Source organism: Delftia lacustris, from assembly GCF_040267515.1.
GTDB lineage: Bacteria > Pseudomonadota > Gammaproteobacteria > Burkholderiales > Burkholderiaceae_C > Comamonas > Comamonas tsuruhatensis.
Genome location: NZ_CP141274.1, coordinates 842,347 through 859,175 on the forward strand (window position 1 = coordinate 842,347; position 16,829 = coordinate 859,175).

The window sequence follows — 16,829 nt, forward strand, 5'->3', positions numbered from 1 at the left end:
GCGGCCCGGCGGCAAAAAAAGGCCCCCACGCTGCCCTTGCTGCGCAAGGTCCGCTGCCCACCAGGGGGGCGCTTTATGCCTTGGGGCGGCCAGGCGGCAAAAAAAGGGCCTCACTCGGAGGCCCTTGTCGTCACTGGAAGCCCAGCGTATGCGGCAACCAGGTGAACAGCGCGGGGATGAAGGTCAGCAGGCACAGCACCACGAAGTGGGCCAACAGGAACAGCGGCATCTCGCGCGTGAGATCGGTGATGGACACGCGCGTGGCCACCGAGGTCACGAACAGCAGCCCGCCCACGGGCGGCGTGATCATGCCCAGCGTCAGGTTCACGATCACCACCATGGCGAAGTGCGTGGGATCGATGCCCAGGCTGAACGCAATGGGCGCCAGGATGGGCACCAGGATCATCACGCCGGGCAGCGGCTCCATGAAGATGCCGAACACCAGCAGCAGGATGTTCACCGCGATCAGGAACAGGGTGGGCGACAGCTGCCAGCTCACGATCAGCTCGGACAGGTACTGCGGAATGCCCTCCACCGTCAGCACCCAGGCAAAGGCCGCCGAAGTCGCCATTACCAGCAGCACCGAGGCCGTCAGCATGGCCGAGCGCGCCGCAATGCCCGGCAGCGCCGACCACTGCAGCGTGCGGTACACCCACTTGCCGCAGACCAGGGCGTAGAACACGGCCACCACCGAAGCCTCGGTGGGCGTGAAGATGCCGAAGCGGATGCCCACCACGATGAGCACGATCAGCATCAGCGCGGGAATCGCCTTGAAGCTGTTGATCCACATCGTGCGGCCGTCAGGGCGCGGCTCGGTGGAGCGGTAGTCGCGCTTCTTGCACACCCACCAGTTCACGGCGGCCATGGCCAGCGCGATCAGGATGCCGGGGATGAAGCCGGCCATGAACAGCCCCCCCACCGACACGTTCTCATCCTGCAGCGCGTAGATGATCATGCTCACCGACGGCGGAATGATGGGCCCCACGATGGCCGTGCTGGCCGTCAGCGCCGCCGCGTAGGAGCGCGCGTAGCCGGCCTTGTCCATCATCTTGACCATCATCGAGCCGGGGCCGGCCGCATCGGCCAGGGCCGAGCCCGAAATGCCCGAGAACAGCGTCAGCGACAGCACATTGGCATAGCCCAGGCCGCCGCGCAGATGGCCCACGAACTGCGCTGCAAAGCGCAGCAGCACATGCGTGAGCGCGCCGCCCGACATCAGCTCGGCCGCCAGGATGAAGAAGGGCACGGCCATCAGCGGAAAGCTGTCTATGCCCGTGAACATCTCCTTGAACACGATGAGCTGCGGATAGCGGCCCCCCACGAAGACGGCCAGCGCGGCGGAGATCGCCAGCGCGAAGGCCACCGGAAAGCCCAGCGTGAGCAGGACGATGATGGCGATGAAAAGCGTGATACCCATGATGTGTCTGCCTGGTGGATCAGATCGATGCGGCTGCGTCGGCATCCATCTCATCCGACTCCGCGAACGAGCCGTCTGCGATATACCCGCGCGCAATGAACAGCAGATGCACCAGCATCAGCACGAAGCCCACGGGCATGGCCGCGTAGACGAAGGAGATCGGAATGTCCGTGGCCGCCGTGGTCTGGAAGCGCGTGGCCCAGACGTACTGCGACGAGGCCACCGCCATCACCGCGCAGAACAGGCCCACGCCCAGCACCACAAGGCGGCGTAGCCACTGCGCCTTGCGCGTGCCCACCGAGCGGTGCAGGTTGTCGATGGCCACATGGCCACCGAAGCGCAGCACCAGGCCCGCGCCCAGGAAGGTGACCCAGATCATCATGTGCCGGGCCACTTCCTCGGCCCAGACAATGGAGTCGCCCGTGGTGTAGCGCAGCACCACATTGGCAAACACGATGCAGGCCATGGCCAGCAGCAGCACGATCAGCAGCCAGCGGTTGCAGGCCACAAGGGCGCGTTCGATTCGGTTGAGCATAGGAGTGGGCGAGGGCAGGAGGGCAGGGGCAAAAAGCCGCAAGAGCCGCGATAGCGGCAAGGGCCGGGCTGCCGTCGGAGGTCAGATCATCGGCGCGGGCGCCGTGCGGGGCCACAGGTGTTGCCCGCAGCGGGGCGCCCTGCATTGCGGGCCGCAGCCCGCAATGCGTCAGGGGACTACTTGGCGTTGGCGATGGTGTCCAGCGTCTTCTGGCCGAACTTCTTCGCGTATTCCTTGTAGGCCGGCTCCAGTGCCGTGCGGAAGGCGGCCTGGTCCACCTTCTCCACCACCTGCATGCCGTGGCTCTTGGCTTCTTCCACGCCCTTCTTCTCCACCGTGTCCACGAACACGCGCGAAGCGATGGCGCCCGACTTGGCGCCCTGCGTGAAGGCCGCCTTCTGGCTGTCGTTCAGCGTGCCCCAGAACGAGGGCGACACCAGCAGGGCCATGGGCGCGTACACGTGGGCCGTCAGCGTCAGGTGCTTTTGCACCTGCCACAGCTTGGCCGAGGCCAGCACCGAGATCGGGTTCTCCTGGCCGTCGATCGTGCCCTGCTGCAGCGCACCGATCACTTCGGGCCAGGACATGGGCGTGGGCGATGCGCCCAGCGTGCGGAAGGCCGTGATGTGCACGGGGTTCTCGGTCACGCGGATCTTCAGGCCCTTGAGATCGGCCACGCCGTTGACGGCGTGCTTGTTGTTGGACAGGTGGCGAAAGCCCTGCTCGCCCCAGGCCAGCGCGACCAGGCCGCGCTTGCTGAACTTGGCCAGCAGCTCCTGGCCGAAGGCGCCGTCCAGCACGGCGCGCGCATGCTGCGTGTCGCGGAACAGGAAGGGAATGTCCACCACGCCCACATCGGGCACGAAGTTGCTGATGGCGCCCGTGGAGACGATGGCCGCCTCCACCGTGCCCAGCTGCAGGCCCTCGATCAGCTCGCGTTCGCCGCCCAGGGCGGACGCGGGGAACTGCTTGAACTTGTAGGCGCCGTTCGTGCCCTTTTCCACCGCATCGGCCCAGGCCTGGGCAGCCGCGCCGTAGTGCGAATTCACGGCCAGGGCGTAGCCCACCTTGACCTCCTTGGTCTGGGCCAGTACGGCGCCAGCCGAAGCAGCCGCCATGGCGGCCACGCAGGTCGAAAGAAGGGTGCGGCGGATCATTTGCATAGCGGCAGTCTCACTTGTTGTGTGTTGAAAAATGGCCCCCACGCTCCCCTTGCAGGGCAAGGTCCGCGGTCCCCCGCAGGGGGCCGCTTTTCATCCTGGGGCGGCCCGGCGATGAAAAAAAGAGCCCCTGGATTGTAGTGACCACTCCCCTTGTGGCGACCACGTACAAAGCGCTCGTCATGTGCGTTGATGTACATCTGATTTGGCGATGTCGTGGGCAGCGACCGGCATATCAACCAATGGACAGACGCACCGGCTTTCCCACGCGGCTCAACATTTCAACCAGGGCGTCAATGGTGAACTTTGCAGTCTTTCTATTCACCACATCCGAGATGCGCGGGCGGGACACCATCAGGATCTCTGCCGCGTCTGACTGCTTCAGGTGATGCTGTGCAATCCATTGCGCCAGCTCCGCCATCAGCTGCTCCTTGAGAAGATGGGTGTCGTTGATCTGCTGGCGCGATGCAGCTTGCAGCTTCAATGCCTCGTCTTCAGGAAAGCCCAGCTCCAGAAAGAGGTTTGCCTTCGCCTTGGTCACATGGCGGATTTCTGTATCGATCTTCATTTGTTGGCCTTTCTCATGTGGACCACGGCACGGTAGCGCGCCGATGCGATGTCCTTGTCGTGCCGGCTTGTAACCTGTGATTTCTTCTGGAAGCAGTGCAATACATAGACCGCTTCCTCGAACTTGGCCACATACATCACCCGGAACGCTCCGCTGGCGTCCCTCACGCGGATCTCCCGTGTCCCGGCGCCCACGTCGTCGAAGGGTTTCCAGTCCTCCGGTTCCTGGCCTGCCTGAACCTTGCTCAACTGAAAGCCCGCATCTCGCCTGGGGCCTGCGGGAAAGTCCCGCAGATCGTCGTATGAGGATCCGACCCAGCGGATGTCTTTGTCCTGCTCCATGGAAGATCCTTGTATAAAATTTTATACAGGCATGCCGAAGGCGTAAAGCGGCTGTATGGCCTTTCGAGTGCGTGCATCAAAGCAAAAACGCCCGAGGCGCAGGCATCGGGCGTTTTGCGTCATGGCAGGGGTGCCGTCTTCGTGCGCACGGCTCAGCGTGCCCCGATCCGCTCGAACTCGTTTTCCACCGCCGCATGCGCCTTCAGGATGCTTTGCGAAGGCGCAGGGCCCATGCGGCTGACGACCACCGTGGCCAGCCAGGCCAGGATGAAGCCGGGGATGATCTCGTACAGGCCCAGCCAGCCGAACTGCTTCCACACCAGCACCGTCACGGCGCCGGTGATGATGCCGGCCAGCGCGCCGCCGCGCGTCATGCGGCTCCAGAACAGCGACAGGATGATCACCGGGCCGAAGGCGGCGCCGAAGCCGGCCCAGGCGTAGCTGACCATGCCCAGCACCTTGGAGTCGGGGTTGCTGGCGATGGCGATGGCGATCAAGGCCACCAGCAGCACCATGGCACGGCCGATCCAGACCAGTTCGATCTGGCTGGCGTTCTTGCGCAGGAAGGTGCGGTAGATGTCTTCGGTCAGCGCGCTGGAGCACACCAGCAGCTGGCACGACAGCGTGCTCATCACGGCCGCCAGGATGGCTGCCAGCAGCGCGCCCGAGATCCAGGGGTTGAACAGCTGCTTGGTGATCTCCATGAACACTGTCTCGGCATTGGCGTTCACGGCGGCCGCGCCAGCGGGGTTGGCCGCGAAGTAGGGGATGCCGATGAAGCCCACGGCCACGGCGCCGGCCAGGCACAGGATCATCCAGGTCATGCTGATGCGGCGGGCCGAGGGAATGGTCTGCACCGACGATGCCGCCATGAAGCGCACCAGGATGTGCGGCTGGCCGAAGTAGCCCAGGCCCCAGGCCAGCAGCGAGACCACGCCCACGAAGCTGGCGCCACGGAACAGGTCGAACTTCTCTGCCGCCACGATGGCGTGCAGGTCCTGGCCCGGCTGCAGATGGCCCTGCACGGCCAGCCAGGCGATCACGGGCGCCAGGATCAGGGCCGTGATCATCAACGATGCCTGGATGGTGTCCGTCCAGCTCACAGCGAGGAAGCCGCCGATGAACACATAGGCGATGGTGCACAGCGCGCCCACCCACAGGGCCGTGCTGTAGGGCATGCCGAACATGTTCTCGAACAGGCGCGCGCCCGCCACCACGCCCGAGGCGCAGTACAGCGTGAAGAACACCAGGATCACCACGGCCGTCACGATGCGCAGCACGCTGGAGTGGTCCTCGAAACGGTTGGCCAGGTAGTCGGGCAGCGTCAGCGCATTGCCGGCGCGCTCGGTGTACAGGCGCAGCCGCGCCGCCACCAGGCGCCAGTTCAGGTAGGCGCCCAGGATCAGGCCGATGGCGATCCAGCCTTCCGACAGGCCGGACAGGTAGATGGCTCCGGGCAGGCCCATCAGCAGCCAGCCGCTCATGTCCGAGGCACCGGCCGACAGCGCCGTCACGAAGCTGCCCAGGCTGCGGCCGCCCAGGATGTAGTCGGAAAGATTCTTGGTGCTGAAGTAGCCGATGGCGCCGATGCCGAGCATGGCGACCAGGTAGATGGCGAACATGATCGCCGTCGGGTCGTTCCAGTTGAATTGCATTGAAGTGTCCTGCGTTGGTCGTGTTTTTTCGGGTGGTGCGGGGCGCTTGCCAGGGGCCGGTTGTGCCGGCCCCGGCGGTTCAAGCCATGGTCATCAGTTGAGCGTTTCCGCCTGCGGCAGCGGTATTGGTGCTGATGGATTGCTCGTGGAACAGCGCGGCCAGGTCATAGCCGCGGCCCGCGTGCAGCTCGTCGCTGTTGCGGCTTTCCACGCGCACCAGGGCGCCGTCGCGCGCGGCGACCTGGGCGCAGACCTGCAGCAGGGCGTCGCCATCGCCCTCGAACAGCAAGGCCGCCATGGGCGCTGCCGAATCGCCCAGGGAGTCGGCGCTGGCGCTGTGCAGCCATGGCACACCGGCATCGCCCGCAGCGGCGCGCAGCGCCTGCCAGGTGGCGGCGCAGCCGCTGTCGGCGCCTGTTCCGTTGTCGGGCAGCACCGCATGGCAGGCATTGCCGCTGGCCAGGGCCGCTGCCACCTGGGCCACCAGGCCCAGCGGCGTGCGCGGCAGTGCCCAGACGGGTCCGCGCGGCAGCAGGCGGTAGCGGTTGGATTCGCCCGTGGGGCCGGGCAGCGGCATGGCCGCGTCCAGGCGCGATGCGGAGGCTGCCGCATCGCAGGCGGCCAGGGCCTGCACCTGCTCGTCGGCGGACATGGCATCCGGCGGCGCCTTGGACAGCGTCTCGCGCAGCAGGCCCAGCAGCTGCAGCGGCGCCTGGACGGGCGACTCCGCCCGTGCGAAGACCGACAGCGCCGCGCTGGCAGGCCCCTGCACCAAGCGGTGCAGATACAGCGGGCCGCCGGCCTTGGGGCCCGTGCCCGACAGGCCCATGCCGCCAAAGGGCTGCACGCCCACCATGGCGCCGATCACATTGCGGTTCACATAGATGTTGCCCGCATGCACGCGCTGGGTGAGGTGGGCAATGGTCTCGTCGATGCGGCTGTGCACGCCGAAGGTCAGGCCGTAGCCGGTGGCGTTGATGCCATCGACCAGCGCGTCCAGCTGCTCGCGCCTGAAGCGGATCACGTGCAGCACGGGGCCGAAGACCTCGCGCTGCAGGCGCTCCGTGCTGTCGATCTCGATGAGGGCGGGTGCCACATAGTGGCCGTTGAGCACGCCGTCCTTGCGCTCCACGCGGGTGACCTTCTGGCCCGCTGCGGCCATCTGCTCTATGTGCTCCTCGATCTGGCGGCGTGCCGCGTCGTCGATCACGGGGCCCACATCGGTGCTCAGGCGGTCGGGGTTGCCCAGCGTCCACTCCTGCAGCGCATCGCGCAGCATGGTCAGCGTGCGGTCGGCCACCTCTTCCTGCAGGCACAGCAGACGCAGGGCAGAGCAGCGCTGGCCGGCCGAATCGAAGGCCGAGGCCAGCACATCGGCCACCACCTGCTCGGCCAGGGCCGAGGAGTCCACCACCATGGCGTTCTGGCCGCCGGTCTCGGCAACCAGCGCAATGGGGCGGCCTGCGGGCGACAGGCGGCGCGACAGCTGGCGCGCAATCAGGCGTGACACCTCGGTGGAGCCCGTGAACATCACGCCGGCCACCAGCGGATGCGCCACCAGGGCGGCGCCCACGGTCTCGCCCGCACCGGGCACCAGCTGCAGCGCATCGCGTGGCACGCCGGCCTCGTGCAGCAGGGCCACCATGGCGGCGGCCGTCAGCGGGGTCTGCTCGGCGGGCTTGGCCAGCACGGTATTGCCGGCAGCCAGGGCTGCGGCCACCTGTCCGCAGAAGATGGCCAGCGGAAAATTCCAGGGGCTGATGGCCAGCACCACGCCCAGCGGGCGCTGCGTGGCGTTGTCGAAATGCGCAGCCACCTGGGCGCCGTAATAGCGCAGGAAGTCCACCGCCTCGCGGATCTCGGCCACCGCGTTGGGCAGGGTCTTGCCGGCCTCTCGCATGATCAGGCCCATCAGCGGCTGGCTGCGCTGCTCCAGCAGATCGGCGGCGCGGGCCAGCGCATCGGCGCGGGCGGCGGCAGGCGTGCCGGCCCAGATCGGCGCGGCCTGGGCGGCGCGGGTGGCGCAGGCCTCGGCCTCCGCAGCGGTGGCCTCGCGCACCCAGCCCACGATGTCGGACAGCTCGGCCGGATTGCGCATGGCCTGCCAGCCCTCGGTACGCGCCGGGTCGGCAGGCAGGTCGGCCTCTGCGGGCGCGGCCAGATAGGTCTGGCGCGTGCTGTGCAGCAGTGCGGCGGCCAATGAGGCCAGCTGCTGCTCGTGCGCCAGATTCAGGCCCTGGGAATTGGCGCGGGCCTGCGCGTCTTTCTCGCCCTGCCGTGCAAACAGGTCGGCCGGCAGTGCAATGCGCGGGTGCGGCGCACCCAGCCGGCCTTCAACGCGGGCGATCTTCATCACCTCGTCCACCGGGTCGGCCACCAGCTCGGAGACCGGCACGGAGGCGTCACCGATGCGGTTCACGAACGAGGTGTTGGCACCGTTTTCCAGCAGGCGGCGCACCAGATAGGCCAGCAGCGTCTCATGGCTGCCCACGGGCGCATAGATGCGGCAGGGGCGGGCCAGCTTGCCTTCGGAGGCCGGGCCCGTCACCTGTGCGTACAGCGGCTCGCCCATGCCGTGCAGGCACTGGAACTCGTACTGGCCGCTGTAGTAGCTGCCGCCCACAGCCTGGGCCATGTGGTAGATGCTGGCCAGCGTCTGCGCGTTGTGCGTGGCGAACTGGGGGTAGACGGCGTCGGGCGCATCCAGCAGCTTGCGCGCGCAGGCCAGGTAGCTCACGTCCGTATAGACCTTGCGCGTATAGACGGGGTAACCGGCCTGGCCGCCTTCCTGGGCGCGCTTGATCTCGCTGTCCCAATAGGCGCCCTTGACCAGCCGCACCATCAGGCGGCGGCGGCTGCGGCGGGCCAGGTCCACCAGGTGGTCCAGCACCTGCGGGCAGCGCTTTTGATAGGCCTGCACCACGAAGCCTATGCCGTTCCAGCCCTTGAGCGAGGGCGCCGCGCACAGCGACTCCAGCAGGTCCAGCGACAGCTCCAGCCGGTCGGCCTCTTCGGCGTCGATGTTCATGCCGATGTCGTACTGCTTGGCCATCTCGGCCAGCCGCAGCACGCGCGGCAGCAGCTCGGCCATCACACGCTCGTACTGCGCGCGGCTGTAGCGCGGGTGCAGGGCCGACAGCTTGATGGAGATGCCCGGCCCCTCGAAGATGCCGCGCCCGTTGGACGCCGCGCCGATCGCGTGGATGGCCTGCTCGTAGGCCTGCAGGTAGCGCTGCGCATCCGCCTCGGTGGCGGCCGCCTCGCCCAGCATGTCGTAGCTGTAGCGAAAGCCCTGCTTTTCATAGGCGCGGCTGTTGGCCAGCGCCTCGGCGATGTCCTGGCCCGTCACGAACTGCTCGCCCATCAGCTTCATGGCGCGGTGCACGCCCTGGCGGATCAGGGGCTCGCCGCCCTTGCCGATCACGCGCGTCAGCGCCGAAGACAGGTTCTTCTCGCTGCTGGTGGATGTGAGCTTGCCCGTCAGCACCAGGCCCCAGGCCGCCGCGTTCACGAACAGCGAGGGCGAGCGGCCCACATGGGCGCGCCAGTCGCCCTTGCTGATCTTGTCGCGGATCAGCGCATCGCGCGTGGCGCGGTCGGGAATGCGCAGCAGCGCCTCGGCCAGGCACATCAGCGCCACGCCTTCCTGGCTGGACAGCGAGAACTCCTGCACCAGCGCCGCCACGCCGCTGCCGGCCGGAGCATCGCGCAGGCCCTGTACCAGCCGGGTCGCCAGCTCGCGCACCCTGTCGGCCTGCTGGGCATCCTGGGCGCGTGCCAGCGGCAGCAGCACGGGCAGGCACTCGGGCTCGGGCCGGTGCCAGGCGGCCGTGATCGCGGCGCGCAGCGGCGTCTGCGGCAGGATGGATTGGGCGAATTCCAGAAAGGGTTGCACCTCTTGGCTGGCGTTGGGTTGCGCCTCTTCGATCGCGACATCGCCAGGGCTGTCGCCTGCGCCTGCAAGCCGGATGGTGGTTGCGCCGCGCTCCAGCGCATCGACGTACTGGACGACGGCCTGCTTGATCAGCCAGTGCGGTGTGCGACCCATCTGCTGGGCTGCGACGCGGATGCGCTCGCGCAAGGCGTCGTCGACTTTGATGCCTACGGTGGTGGACATAATGGATTGGAAAGGGAAAGTGGTTTTTCGATGACTGGGGTGCAACCGGATTCGGCGTGATTTCACATGGGTTGCACCTTTTTTGATAGGGGGTAAACCCTTTGTGTTTGCCCAGGTAGGCTGGGTCCCGTGGAGCCCGTCCAGGCGGGCCGCTCTCACGGCCTCTCGGGTCTTCCCCCGGATGGCTCCAGCGCCTGCGCTTACTGATAGTGGATGGTGAACTCTGCGGAAGCATTGGCGCTGCCGGGTACAACCCGTTCTTCCGTTTGAACGTAGCGCCCCTGCAGCGGAATCGAGAACGCCGTCTGCCCTTGCGGAACGTCGCCAGCCAACCATCGGCTGGTGCCGTCCGCCTCTGAGCCGAACCGCACCGGCTTGCCGTTGCTGAGGATTTGCGCGGCAATGCCGCGTGCCGTGGAGGTCCTGTTCAGCGTGAGGTTGGAGGACGTGTTGTTGCGGTCGGTCACATCGGTCAGCGTCACGTACACCTGCGTTGCGGTTCCTGTATCGCCACCCGAGCAGTCCAGCTGAATGCTCTGTTCCTCGCTGCTGGCGCTGGTGGCTCCCACGCCACCGGACGACCTCATGAGCACGGCGCCCATGTCGAACCTTATTTCTTTCATCCTGACCTTGCAGGTAGGAACGCGGGGACGAATGACGACCGGGGCCGCGAAACGAAAATCGACCAGCAATTGTCCGGCCGCATCATTGGCGCGGGATTGAGCGAAAGAGCCAGATAAGATTCCACCGCTGGTGATGGGACCCATTTTGATTAATTCGATATCATAATAAAAGCTCGCTTCATTCCAATTGCCACTTGTCTTTGGAACTGTTGAGTAGACCAAAAAAGGGAACGGAATTGTGAAGGCGCTTAATTTTAACTTGATGTTCTTGATGGTTCCAGGGGCTGCATAGAGACCATTTTCATGAGGGCCGATGCCTGTGAGGTAGTCTTCTATTCCAGGAACACATTCAAACTGTGGTTTCTTGGATTCTGGGATTTTATTGGTAAGTTTCAACGGACCGCTGTATTTGTAGATGGTGCTTCCAATGTTGTAGTCACCAGGCGCGAATTCGGGAACTGTCATGCCGGAGAGCTCGGCCGTAAAGTACGGCAAGCCGTCGCTGGTGTTCAATTTGCACAAGGCCCATGTTGAAGGGGTAGTCAAGGCCCAAGTCAATGGAATAAATGAACTTTTGAGGATGCGAAGTGCATTTTTCACGGAGTTTCCTTTCGAGCATCAGGTAAGGGCTGCCCAATGCACCCATGAACGTTGGTTCCCCAAAAGCTCAGAAGTACCAGACCGTGCTACTGATAGCTCATCGTGAATGTGGCAGCGCCATTGGCCTTGCCCGGCGTCACCTGGGCGGCGGTCTTCAGATAGCGAGCCTTCAAGGGAATATCCAGTTTGCCTTGCCCAAATACGGCGCTGCCTGCAAACCACTGGTTGGTATTGCCCGCGGCTGCGGAGTTCTGGCCGAATTTCAATGGAGTATCGAGCCTGGTGATCTGGATGGCTACGCCTGTTGCGTTGGATGCCTGGGACGCCGTTGCGCTGTTGCCCCCAGCGCGATTCAGCGAAATATTGAAGGCTTGTTCGTTGGCTGTGGTGCCCACGGGCGTGGAAGACGGAAAGAACACATTCCCCAAAGGAAGATTTATGGTGGAGGCGGATACGCGGCAGGTGGGCACCTGAGGGATGATTTGTACTGGTGTGATTGTTTGAAAATCGATCAAGAGTTGGCCAGAATTGCTGCCGGCACGGTATTGCAATATTGAACCGCTCAATTTTTCAATCTGCTGCGTGCCGCTGGCGCGTAAATGGGCGCTATCGAAAAGCTTGTCGGTTGCCGCACCATGTGGTGTTTCCTGGGCGAGCGCGAACCCTCTTTTGGGAAGAGGGCTCACCTCAGGTTCAGGTCTTGTCCGCCGCCTTCAAGGCGCTGATCTTCAGGCTGGGCTGCAGGATGGCCAGCGGACGGTCAGCCCGCAAGGTTTGCTGCGGCGGCTTGTGCTTGCCGGTGCCTGCGTCGTGCCCTGCCGCTACGGGAGTTCTGCCCGCGTTGCCGATGACTGGTGCAGTGGTGGGCAAGGCGCTGATCTTGACGCTCATGCGCAGGCCGTCCAGGTCGCGCTCCAGCTTCAGTGCCTGCTGGCTGCCGCTCGGCTGTGTGGCACGAGCGGGCAGCACTGCCGCCGCAGTGACTGCCGGGGCGCTGGCGACTGCCGTGGCCGGTGCCGTTGCTGCCATGCGTTCCTGGGTGATGCCGGCCAGAGCCACAGCCGACGCAGCGTTGGAGGCCGGGGCGCCTGCCACGGCTGTCTTGGCATTGGTGGTTGCGGTTGAGGTTGCCGCGGTCTTGCCCGGCTTGGCAGATGCCACGTCGGTGGCCGCAGGCAGCAGCTTGTTGCTGGCCACGCAGGGCAGTTCCAGGCTTTGCGGCGGCTGGTGGGTGGTGCTGCGCTTTCTTTCAGGCAGGGTATAGGAGAGGTTGCAGCCCACCATGCCGGTGTCGGTCTTCCACTGCACCTGCAGCTCGCCCTGGTCTGATAGCCCGCGCGCCAGCAGCTTGCCGGCCTGGCCGATCACGCCCAACTCCTTGCCGTCCATGTCCAGCACGCTGGCGCCAAAGGGCACAGGCATGTTGCCGGCCTGCCGCGCGCGGATCACGGCCGAGCGGCCGTAGGCCGTCTTGAAGACCAACAGCGGCACGGCACCGGCCAGCGGCGCGACGTGCTGGCTGGTTTCCTTGAGCTCAACGTCGGTGGAAAGGCCCTTGGGATCAATGGAGACCTCGTTCATCGAGAACGGTGTGAGGTAGGGCACGACGGCATAGCCCCGGCTGTCCACCTTCACTCCGGGCGCGTTGTTGATGCGCGCGCCCTCCGCGTTCTTGGCCTCCACGATGGCAAAGGTGTCAGACACCGATTGCGACAGCGTCACGCCGCCCGGGTGGGCCACGATGGCGCCACGCGCGCCTACCGAGAACTGCTGGTAGCCGCTGCTGGCGCTGACGCTGCCGCTGAGTTCGGTCTGCGATGCGCGGTAGGTGGCGTTGGCGCTGGCACTGGTGCTGCTGCCATTCATTCCACCGGTGTTGTGGTTGGCGCTGAGGCCGTAGGAGATGGCGTTGTCGTCGCCCAGCAGACCGGACAGGTTGGCCTGGGCCTGCACGCGGCCGCGCGAGTCGCGGTTGGTATTGGTGGAAAGCATCATGCCGCGCTCCATGCTGAGCGGAATCGACAGGCCCACGTGCAGGAACGTGTTGGACTGTCCCCAGGCATCACGCTGGCGCGCCGCAGAGAGGTTGTAGGAGATGTTGCGGAACGAGTTGCTGTAGCCAATGGCGTAGTCGACGTTGGAGCCCTGTCGGTTCCAGTACTTGGCAGTGGACGCCGTGAGGCTGAGGTTGCCTCCCCCAGGCCCGAACTGCTGTCCCATGACCAGGGAGGCGCGGTTGCGCGGCCGGTACAGGTCCGTGGAGGGCCGTAGCAGATTGGCCTGATCCCGTGCGCGCATGGCGTCGTTGAGGCCGAAGAATCCGTTGGTGGAGTAGCGATAGGCGGCAATGGCCACGTGGGTGCCGGTCTGGGCAAAGGATTTTGCGTAGCTGGCCCGCAGGCTCTGCCCGGAAAAGGAACCGTCGTGGGGGATGCTGGTGGAGGCGTGCGTGATGTCTGCACCGAAGGCGCCCCAGGGCGTGGTGAGCGCTGCGCCAATCATGGGCGAGATATGGCCCTTGGCCAGGGACACGCCGCCGTAGCCTGTCAGCATATTGGTGAAGCCGTGCTGCCACGTGGCCTGGGAGAACATGGGCGAGGTGTTGGGCAGGTGGCGCACCACGCCCGCAGTGAGGCTGTATCGGTTCTGCCCTTCACGCAGCGACAGCGGCACGGCCGCGTAGGGAACGGAGAAGCTGCGCACGGCGCCATTGGCCTCGGTGATGCTGACTTGCAGGTCACCACCGTAGCCCGTGGGATAGAGGTCGTTGATGACGAAGGCGCCGGGCGCCACCGTGGTTTCGTAGAGCTTGATGCCGTTCTGCGTGATGGTGACTCGGGCATTGGTGTTGGCCACGCCGCGCACCACGGGCGCGTAGCCGCGCTGGGAGTCGGGCAGCATGCGGTCATCACTGTTCAAGCGTATGCCGCGAAACGAGGTGGAGTCCATCAGGTCGCCACCCGTGTAGGTGTCGCCCAGTATGAGCTGGGAAGACCAGTCGGCAATGTCGCGCTGTGCGTAGGTGGAGATGTTCTGGTAGTTGCCCCGTCCAGTGTCCGCCCAGCTGAAGGAGCCGTTGTGCCGGAAATGCCAGCGGTCGATGTTGACGCCGCCGTTCAGGCCCAGGTAGCTCTGCGTGGTGTTTTCTGCGTTGCTGGAGCGCCCGTGGTAGGTGTTGAACTGGTAGCCGAGCAGGCCGACAGGCACGCCGGCGCTCCATTGGTCGGGACTGACATAGCCGCGCACCGAACGGCGTAGCGAGGCCTGGGGCACGCTCAGGTCCAGTCGCTGCTTGCCGAAGTCGAAACTGGTCAAGGCGCCCGCAACGATCTGGTCCAGACGGTTGCAGCCACCGTCGGCCGCCAGCTTCAAGGCGGCCTCGGGCGGCAGGCGTGAGAGGTCGATGCCCACCTTCTCCAGCAGGGCCTTGTCCAGGCAGGGCAGCGCGTCCTGTGAGCCGGACTGGGCCTTGAACTGCACTTCGCGGCGGCCAACCCAGTTGCCGTTGATGTAGATGTCGGGGCTGTAGTTGCCGGGCGTGACCACGTTGGCGCGCGAGTAGCGCGAGACGTCAATGGTCTGCTTGCCGGTGTTCAGAAAGCTGGGGTCGAAGTCGACGGCAGCCGGCGTGGGCTGCCACTGGCCGGTGGACGTGGAGGTCGTGACTTCCTTGACCTGCTGCCCCTGCTGGGCCTCGGACTGCCAGCACACCAGCACGGAGAGCAGCAGCGCATGGCCGGGCTTCAGTTGGAAATATCCGGCAGGGCCTTGGCCTGGCCCCGGCATTGTTCCTTTTCCTTGCCTTGTATGCCGGCTTTTGATTCCCTTTTCTGAATCTGGAAAGACTGGCCTGATCATTTGCTTATCTCCTAATGCTGTGCGCCCGATGCAAAGCGAACGGCCAAGGCCGATGTGCCAGTCCCGGTAAAGAGACCGATGCCGTTTCGCCGGGTATTAACGCTGGGTATCGGTGTGCTGGCCGGGCTGAAAATGCAGTGGCACTAGATAATCAGGCCGGAAAGGACGGGGGATTCGCGTGGCTTTGCTCGCATTGCCCTGTTTATTGGGCGGAATTTCCGATTCTGGCTTCGTGGTTGAGACTGGCGCCCCAATCATTGATGCTGCTGAACATCACCGTGGCACCTGCCGCGCCAGCCATATTGACACCCGCAGGTTCCTTGATTGGAAAGGTGGCCACCTGGCCGGGAAGAACGGGCCCGACGCCTGCCTCGAAGGATTTGCCGCCGAGTTGCACTTCAACGCCAGCCACATTGACCACAAAGGCGCTGGGATTGCGTGCTTTCAATACAGGCTGGTTTTTGGCGTCAACGTCTACCGACCATTGAAGCTGGGCAGGAGCTTCCTGGGCATTGCCGGGCAGGTTGCTGGGTCGGTACATGAGCTTGACACGGGTGCGAAAGGCGAACTGGAGATTGTTGGAGTCGCCTTCCATTTCCGCCTTGGGCGGGACGTCCAGCACGTTGAGCCAGAACAGGGATTCCTTGTCGGCAGGCAGTGCTTCGCCCGAATAGATGATGCGCAACGTCTGGCTCTTGCCCGCCTCGATGCGCATGATGGTGGGCGTGATGACGAAGGGAACGTCGATGTTCTCAGGCGATTCCTGGTTGTTGCCCTTGTCCAGCCAGGTCTGCACCAGGGCAGGTTTGCTGCCTTCGTTGGTGAGCTGGATGGTGGCTTCCTTCTCGCCACTGGGGAAGATGATGCGCGTGCCCGTCAATGTCACGCTGGCCTGTGCCGCCGTTCCAAGAAGAAGGGACAACAGGATGGCAGCAAGCCCATATGAACGTTTGATCGTCAGCATCGGAGAACTCTCTGGGTTTTGAGCGAAAGAATGGGGTCGGGCCCATGTCACGAAAGCAGAAGACACGGCATATCGACCACCGCAAGGCGGCCGATATGCCTGAAAGTCAGTGATTACTGATAGACCAGCGAGTAGGTCACCGAGGTGTCGGTACGGCCTGCGGTCACGGGGCCGGTGGCCACGTATTCGGAGGCGAAACGCATGATGGCCCGGCCATTGCCACCGACCTTGTTGTCGATGTCCACAAAGCGCGATTGGGCGGAACCGATCTTCAGGCGCTCGTTGTTGCTGGGATCCACGATGGCGATCTGGACACCGGAGGCCACGGCGGGCGCACCAGTACCGCTGGCCGCTGCGGGCTTGAGCATGCCGGTGACCAGGTCCACGTTGGGGCCGGCTTCGAAGAACACGGCGACCTTGGAGACGGGCGCTGTGGAGGTGGCGGTGGCCAACTCACAGCCGCTGAGTTCCAGCGAGAACGCCTGGCGGCCGACCGTGGCACCCACGGTGGCCAGCTGGTTGTTCGCCACGTTGGGCAGCTTCACGCCGTCCTTGGCGGCGCCGGCGACCGTGGTGTCCACCTTGCAGGTGGTGGTGACCACCTCGCCCGTGAAGTTGATGGTGCCGTCTGCTGCTTGAGCGGTGTTCATGGCCATCATGACCAGGCCGGCAACCGATGTCAGCAATGCGATCTTTTTCATGGGTATTCCCTCGAGTTGAAGAGATAAATGAAATTCCAGCAGCGATGAATGCGCTGATGGAATAGGAGAGTGTGTGAATGGTTGAGTGGTTAATAAATCATCAGTGTTCCATGTTCACCTCATCAATCCAATGGTTGGTAACTGTCAGCATGGTCAATGATTTGCAGGGGTTGCGATCATGCTGGAATAGGTGGTGGCGCTGACATGGAGAAATTGTTCGGATGAGGGAGCGTTGGCGAGGGATGGGCGAGGTTTGTTTCTCTGGCATGTTTGAAATTGAATTGCTCAAA

At 64.6% G+C, this 16,829-nt stretch carries 12 protein-coding genes; all 12 read right to left on the reverse strand.

What is annotated here, in order from left to right; all coding sequences use genetic code 11:
- Window positions 1–130: 130 nt before the first annotated feature.
- The gene (locus U6958_RS05335; protein WP_074922501.1) at window positions 131–1,417 is read right to left on the reverse strand and encodes a TRAP transporter large permease; all 1,287 of its coding nucleotides are present in this window, start codon (window positions 1,415–1,417) and stop codon (window positions 131–133) included.
- A gap of 19 nt (window positions 1,418–1,436) precedes the next feature.
- Window positions 1,437–1,952 (reverse strand): TRAP transporter small permease, encoded by a 516-nt coding sequence (locus U6958_RS05340; RefSeq protein ID WP_013800419.1) that lies wholly within the window; start codon window positions 1,950–1,952, stop codon window positions 1,437–1,439.
- 176 nt (window positions 1,953–2,128) lie between these two features.
- Window positions 2,129–3,115 carry a TRAP transporter substrate-binding protein gene (locus U6958_RS05345; protein WP_016450058.1) on the reverse strand — a complete coding sequence of 329 codons (987 nt, stop codon included), beginning with the start codon at window positions 3,113–3,115 and terminating at the stop codon, window positions 2,129–2,131.
- A gap of 232 nt (window positions 3,116–3,347) precedes the next feature.
- Window positions 3,348–3,680 (reverse strand): helix-turn-helix domain-containing protein, encoded by a 333-nt coding sequence (locus U6958_RS05350; RefSeq protein ID WP_013800421.1) that lies wholly within the window; start codon window positions 3,678–3,680, stop codon window positions 3,348–3,350.
- On the reverse strand, window positions 3,677–4,021 hold the full coding sequence (locus U6958_RS05355) for a type II toxin-antitoxin system RelE/ParE family toxin (RefSeq protein WP_013800422.1): 345 nt from the start codon (window positions 4,019–4,021) through the stop codon (window positions 3,677–3,679). Before U6958_RS05355 ends, U6958_RS05350 begins: the two co-directional genes overlap by 4 nt.
- Before the next feature lie 152 nt (window positions 4,022–4,173).
- Window positions 4,174–5,676 carry a sodium/proline symporter PutP gene (gene putP, locus U6958_RS05360; protein WP_043790450.1) on the reverse strand — a complete coding sequence of 501 codons (1,503 nt, stop codon included), beginning with the start codon at window positions 5,674–5,676 and terminating at the stop codon, window positions 4,174–4,176.
- A 79-nt stretch (window positions 5,677–5,755) separates the two neighbouring features.
- Window positions 5,756–9,793, reverse strand: a complete 4,038-nt coding sequence (putA, locus tag U6958_RS05365; RefSeq protein ID WP_074922500.1) for a trifunctional transcriptional regulator/proline dehydrogenase/L-glutamate gamma-semialdehyde dehydrogenase — start codon at window positions 9,791–9,793, stop codon at window positions 5,756–5,758.
- 200 nt (window positions 9,794–9,993) lie between these two features.
- A complete protein-coding gene (locus U6958_RS05370; protein WP_083393620.1) occupies window positions 9,994–11,016 on the reverse strand; it encodes a fimbrial protein in 1,023 nt (340 codons plus the stop codon).
- 86 nt (window positions 11,017–11,102) lie between these two features.
- Complete coding sequence (locus U6958_RS05375) at window positions 11,103–11,702, reverse strand: fimbrial protein (protein WP_244160488.1); 600 nt, start codon at window positions 11,700–11,702, stop codon at window positions 11,103–11,105.
- Window positions 11,703–11,709: 7 nt separating this feature from the next.
- Complete coding sequence (locus tag U6958_RS05380; RefSeq protein WP_074922499.1) at window positions 11,710–14,802, reverse strand: fimbria/pilus outer membrane usher protein; 3,093 nt, start codon at window positions 14,800–14,802, stop codon at window positions 11,710–11,712.
- A 274-nt stretch (window positions 14,803–15,076) separates the two neighbouring features.
- Window positions 15,077–15,838 (reverse strand): molecular chaperone, encoded by a 762-nt coding sequence (locus U6958_RS05385; RefSeq protein ID WP_016452763.1) that lies wholly within the window; start codon window positions 15,836–15,838, stop codon window positions 15,077–15,079.
- A gap of 113 nt (window positions 15,839–15,951) precedes the next feature.
- A complete protein-coding gene (locus U6958_RS05390; protein WP_034363243.1) occupies window positions 15,952–16,539 on the reverse strand; it encodes a fimbrial protein in 588 nt (195 codons plus the stop codon).
- Window positions 16,540–16,829 lie beyond the last annotated feature (290 nt).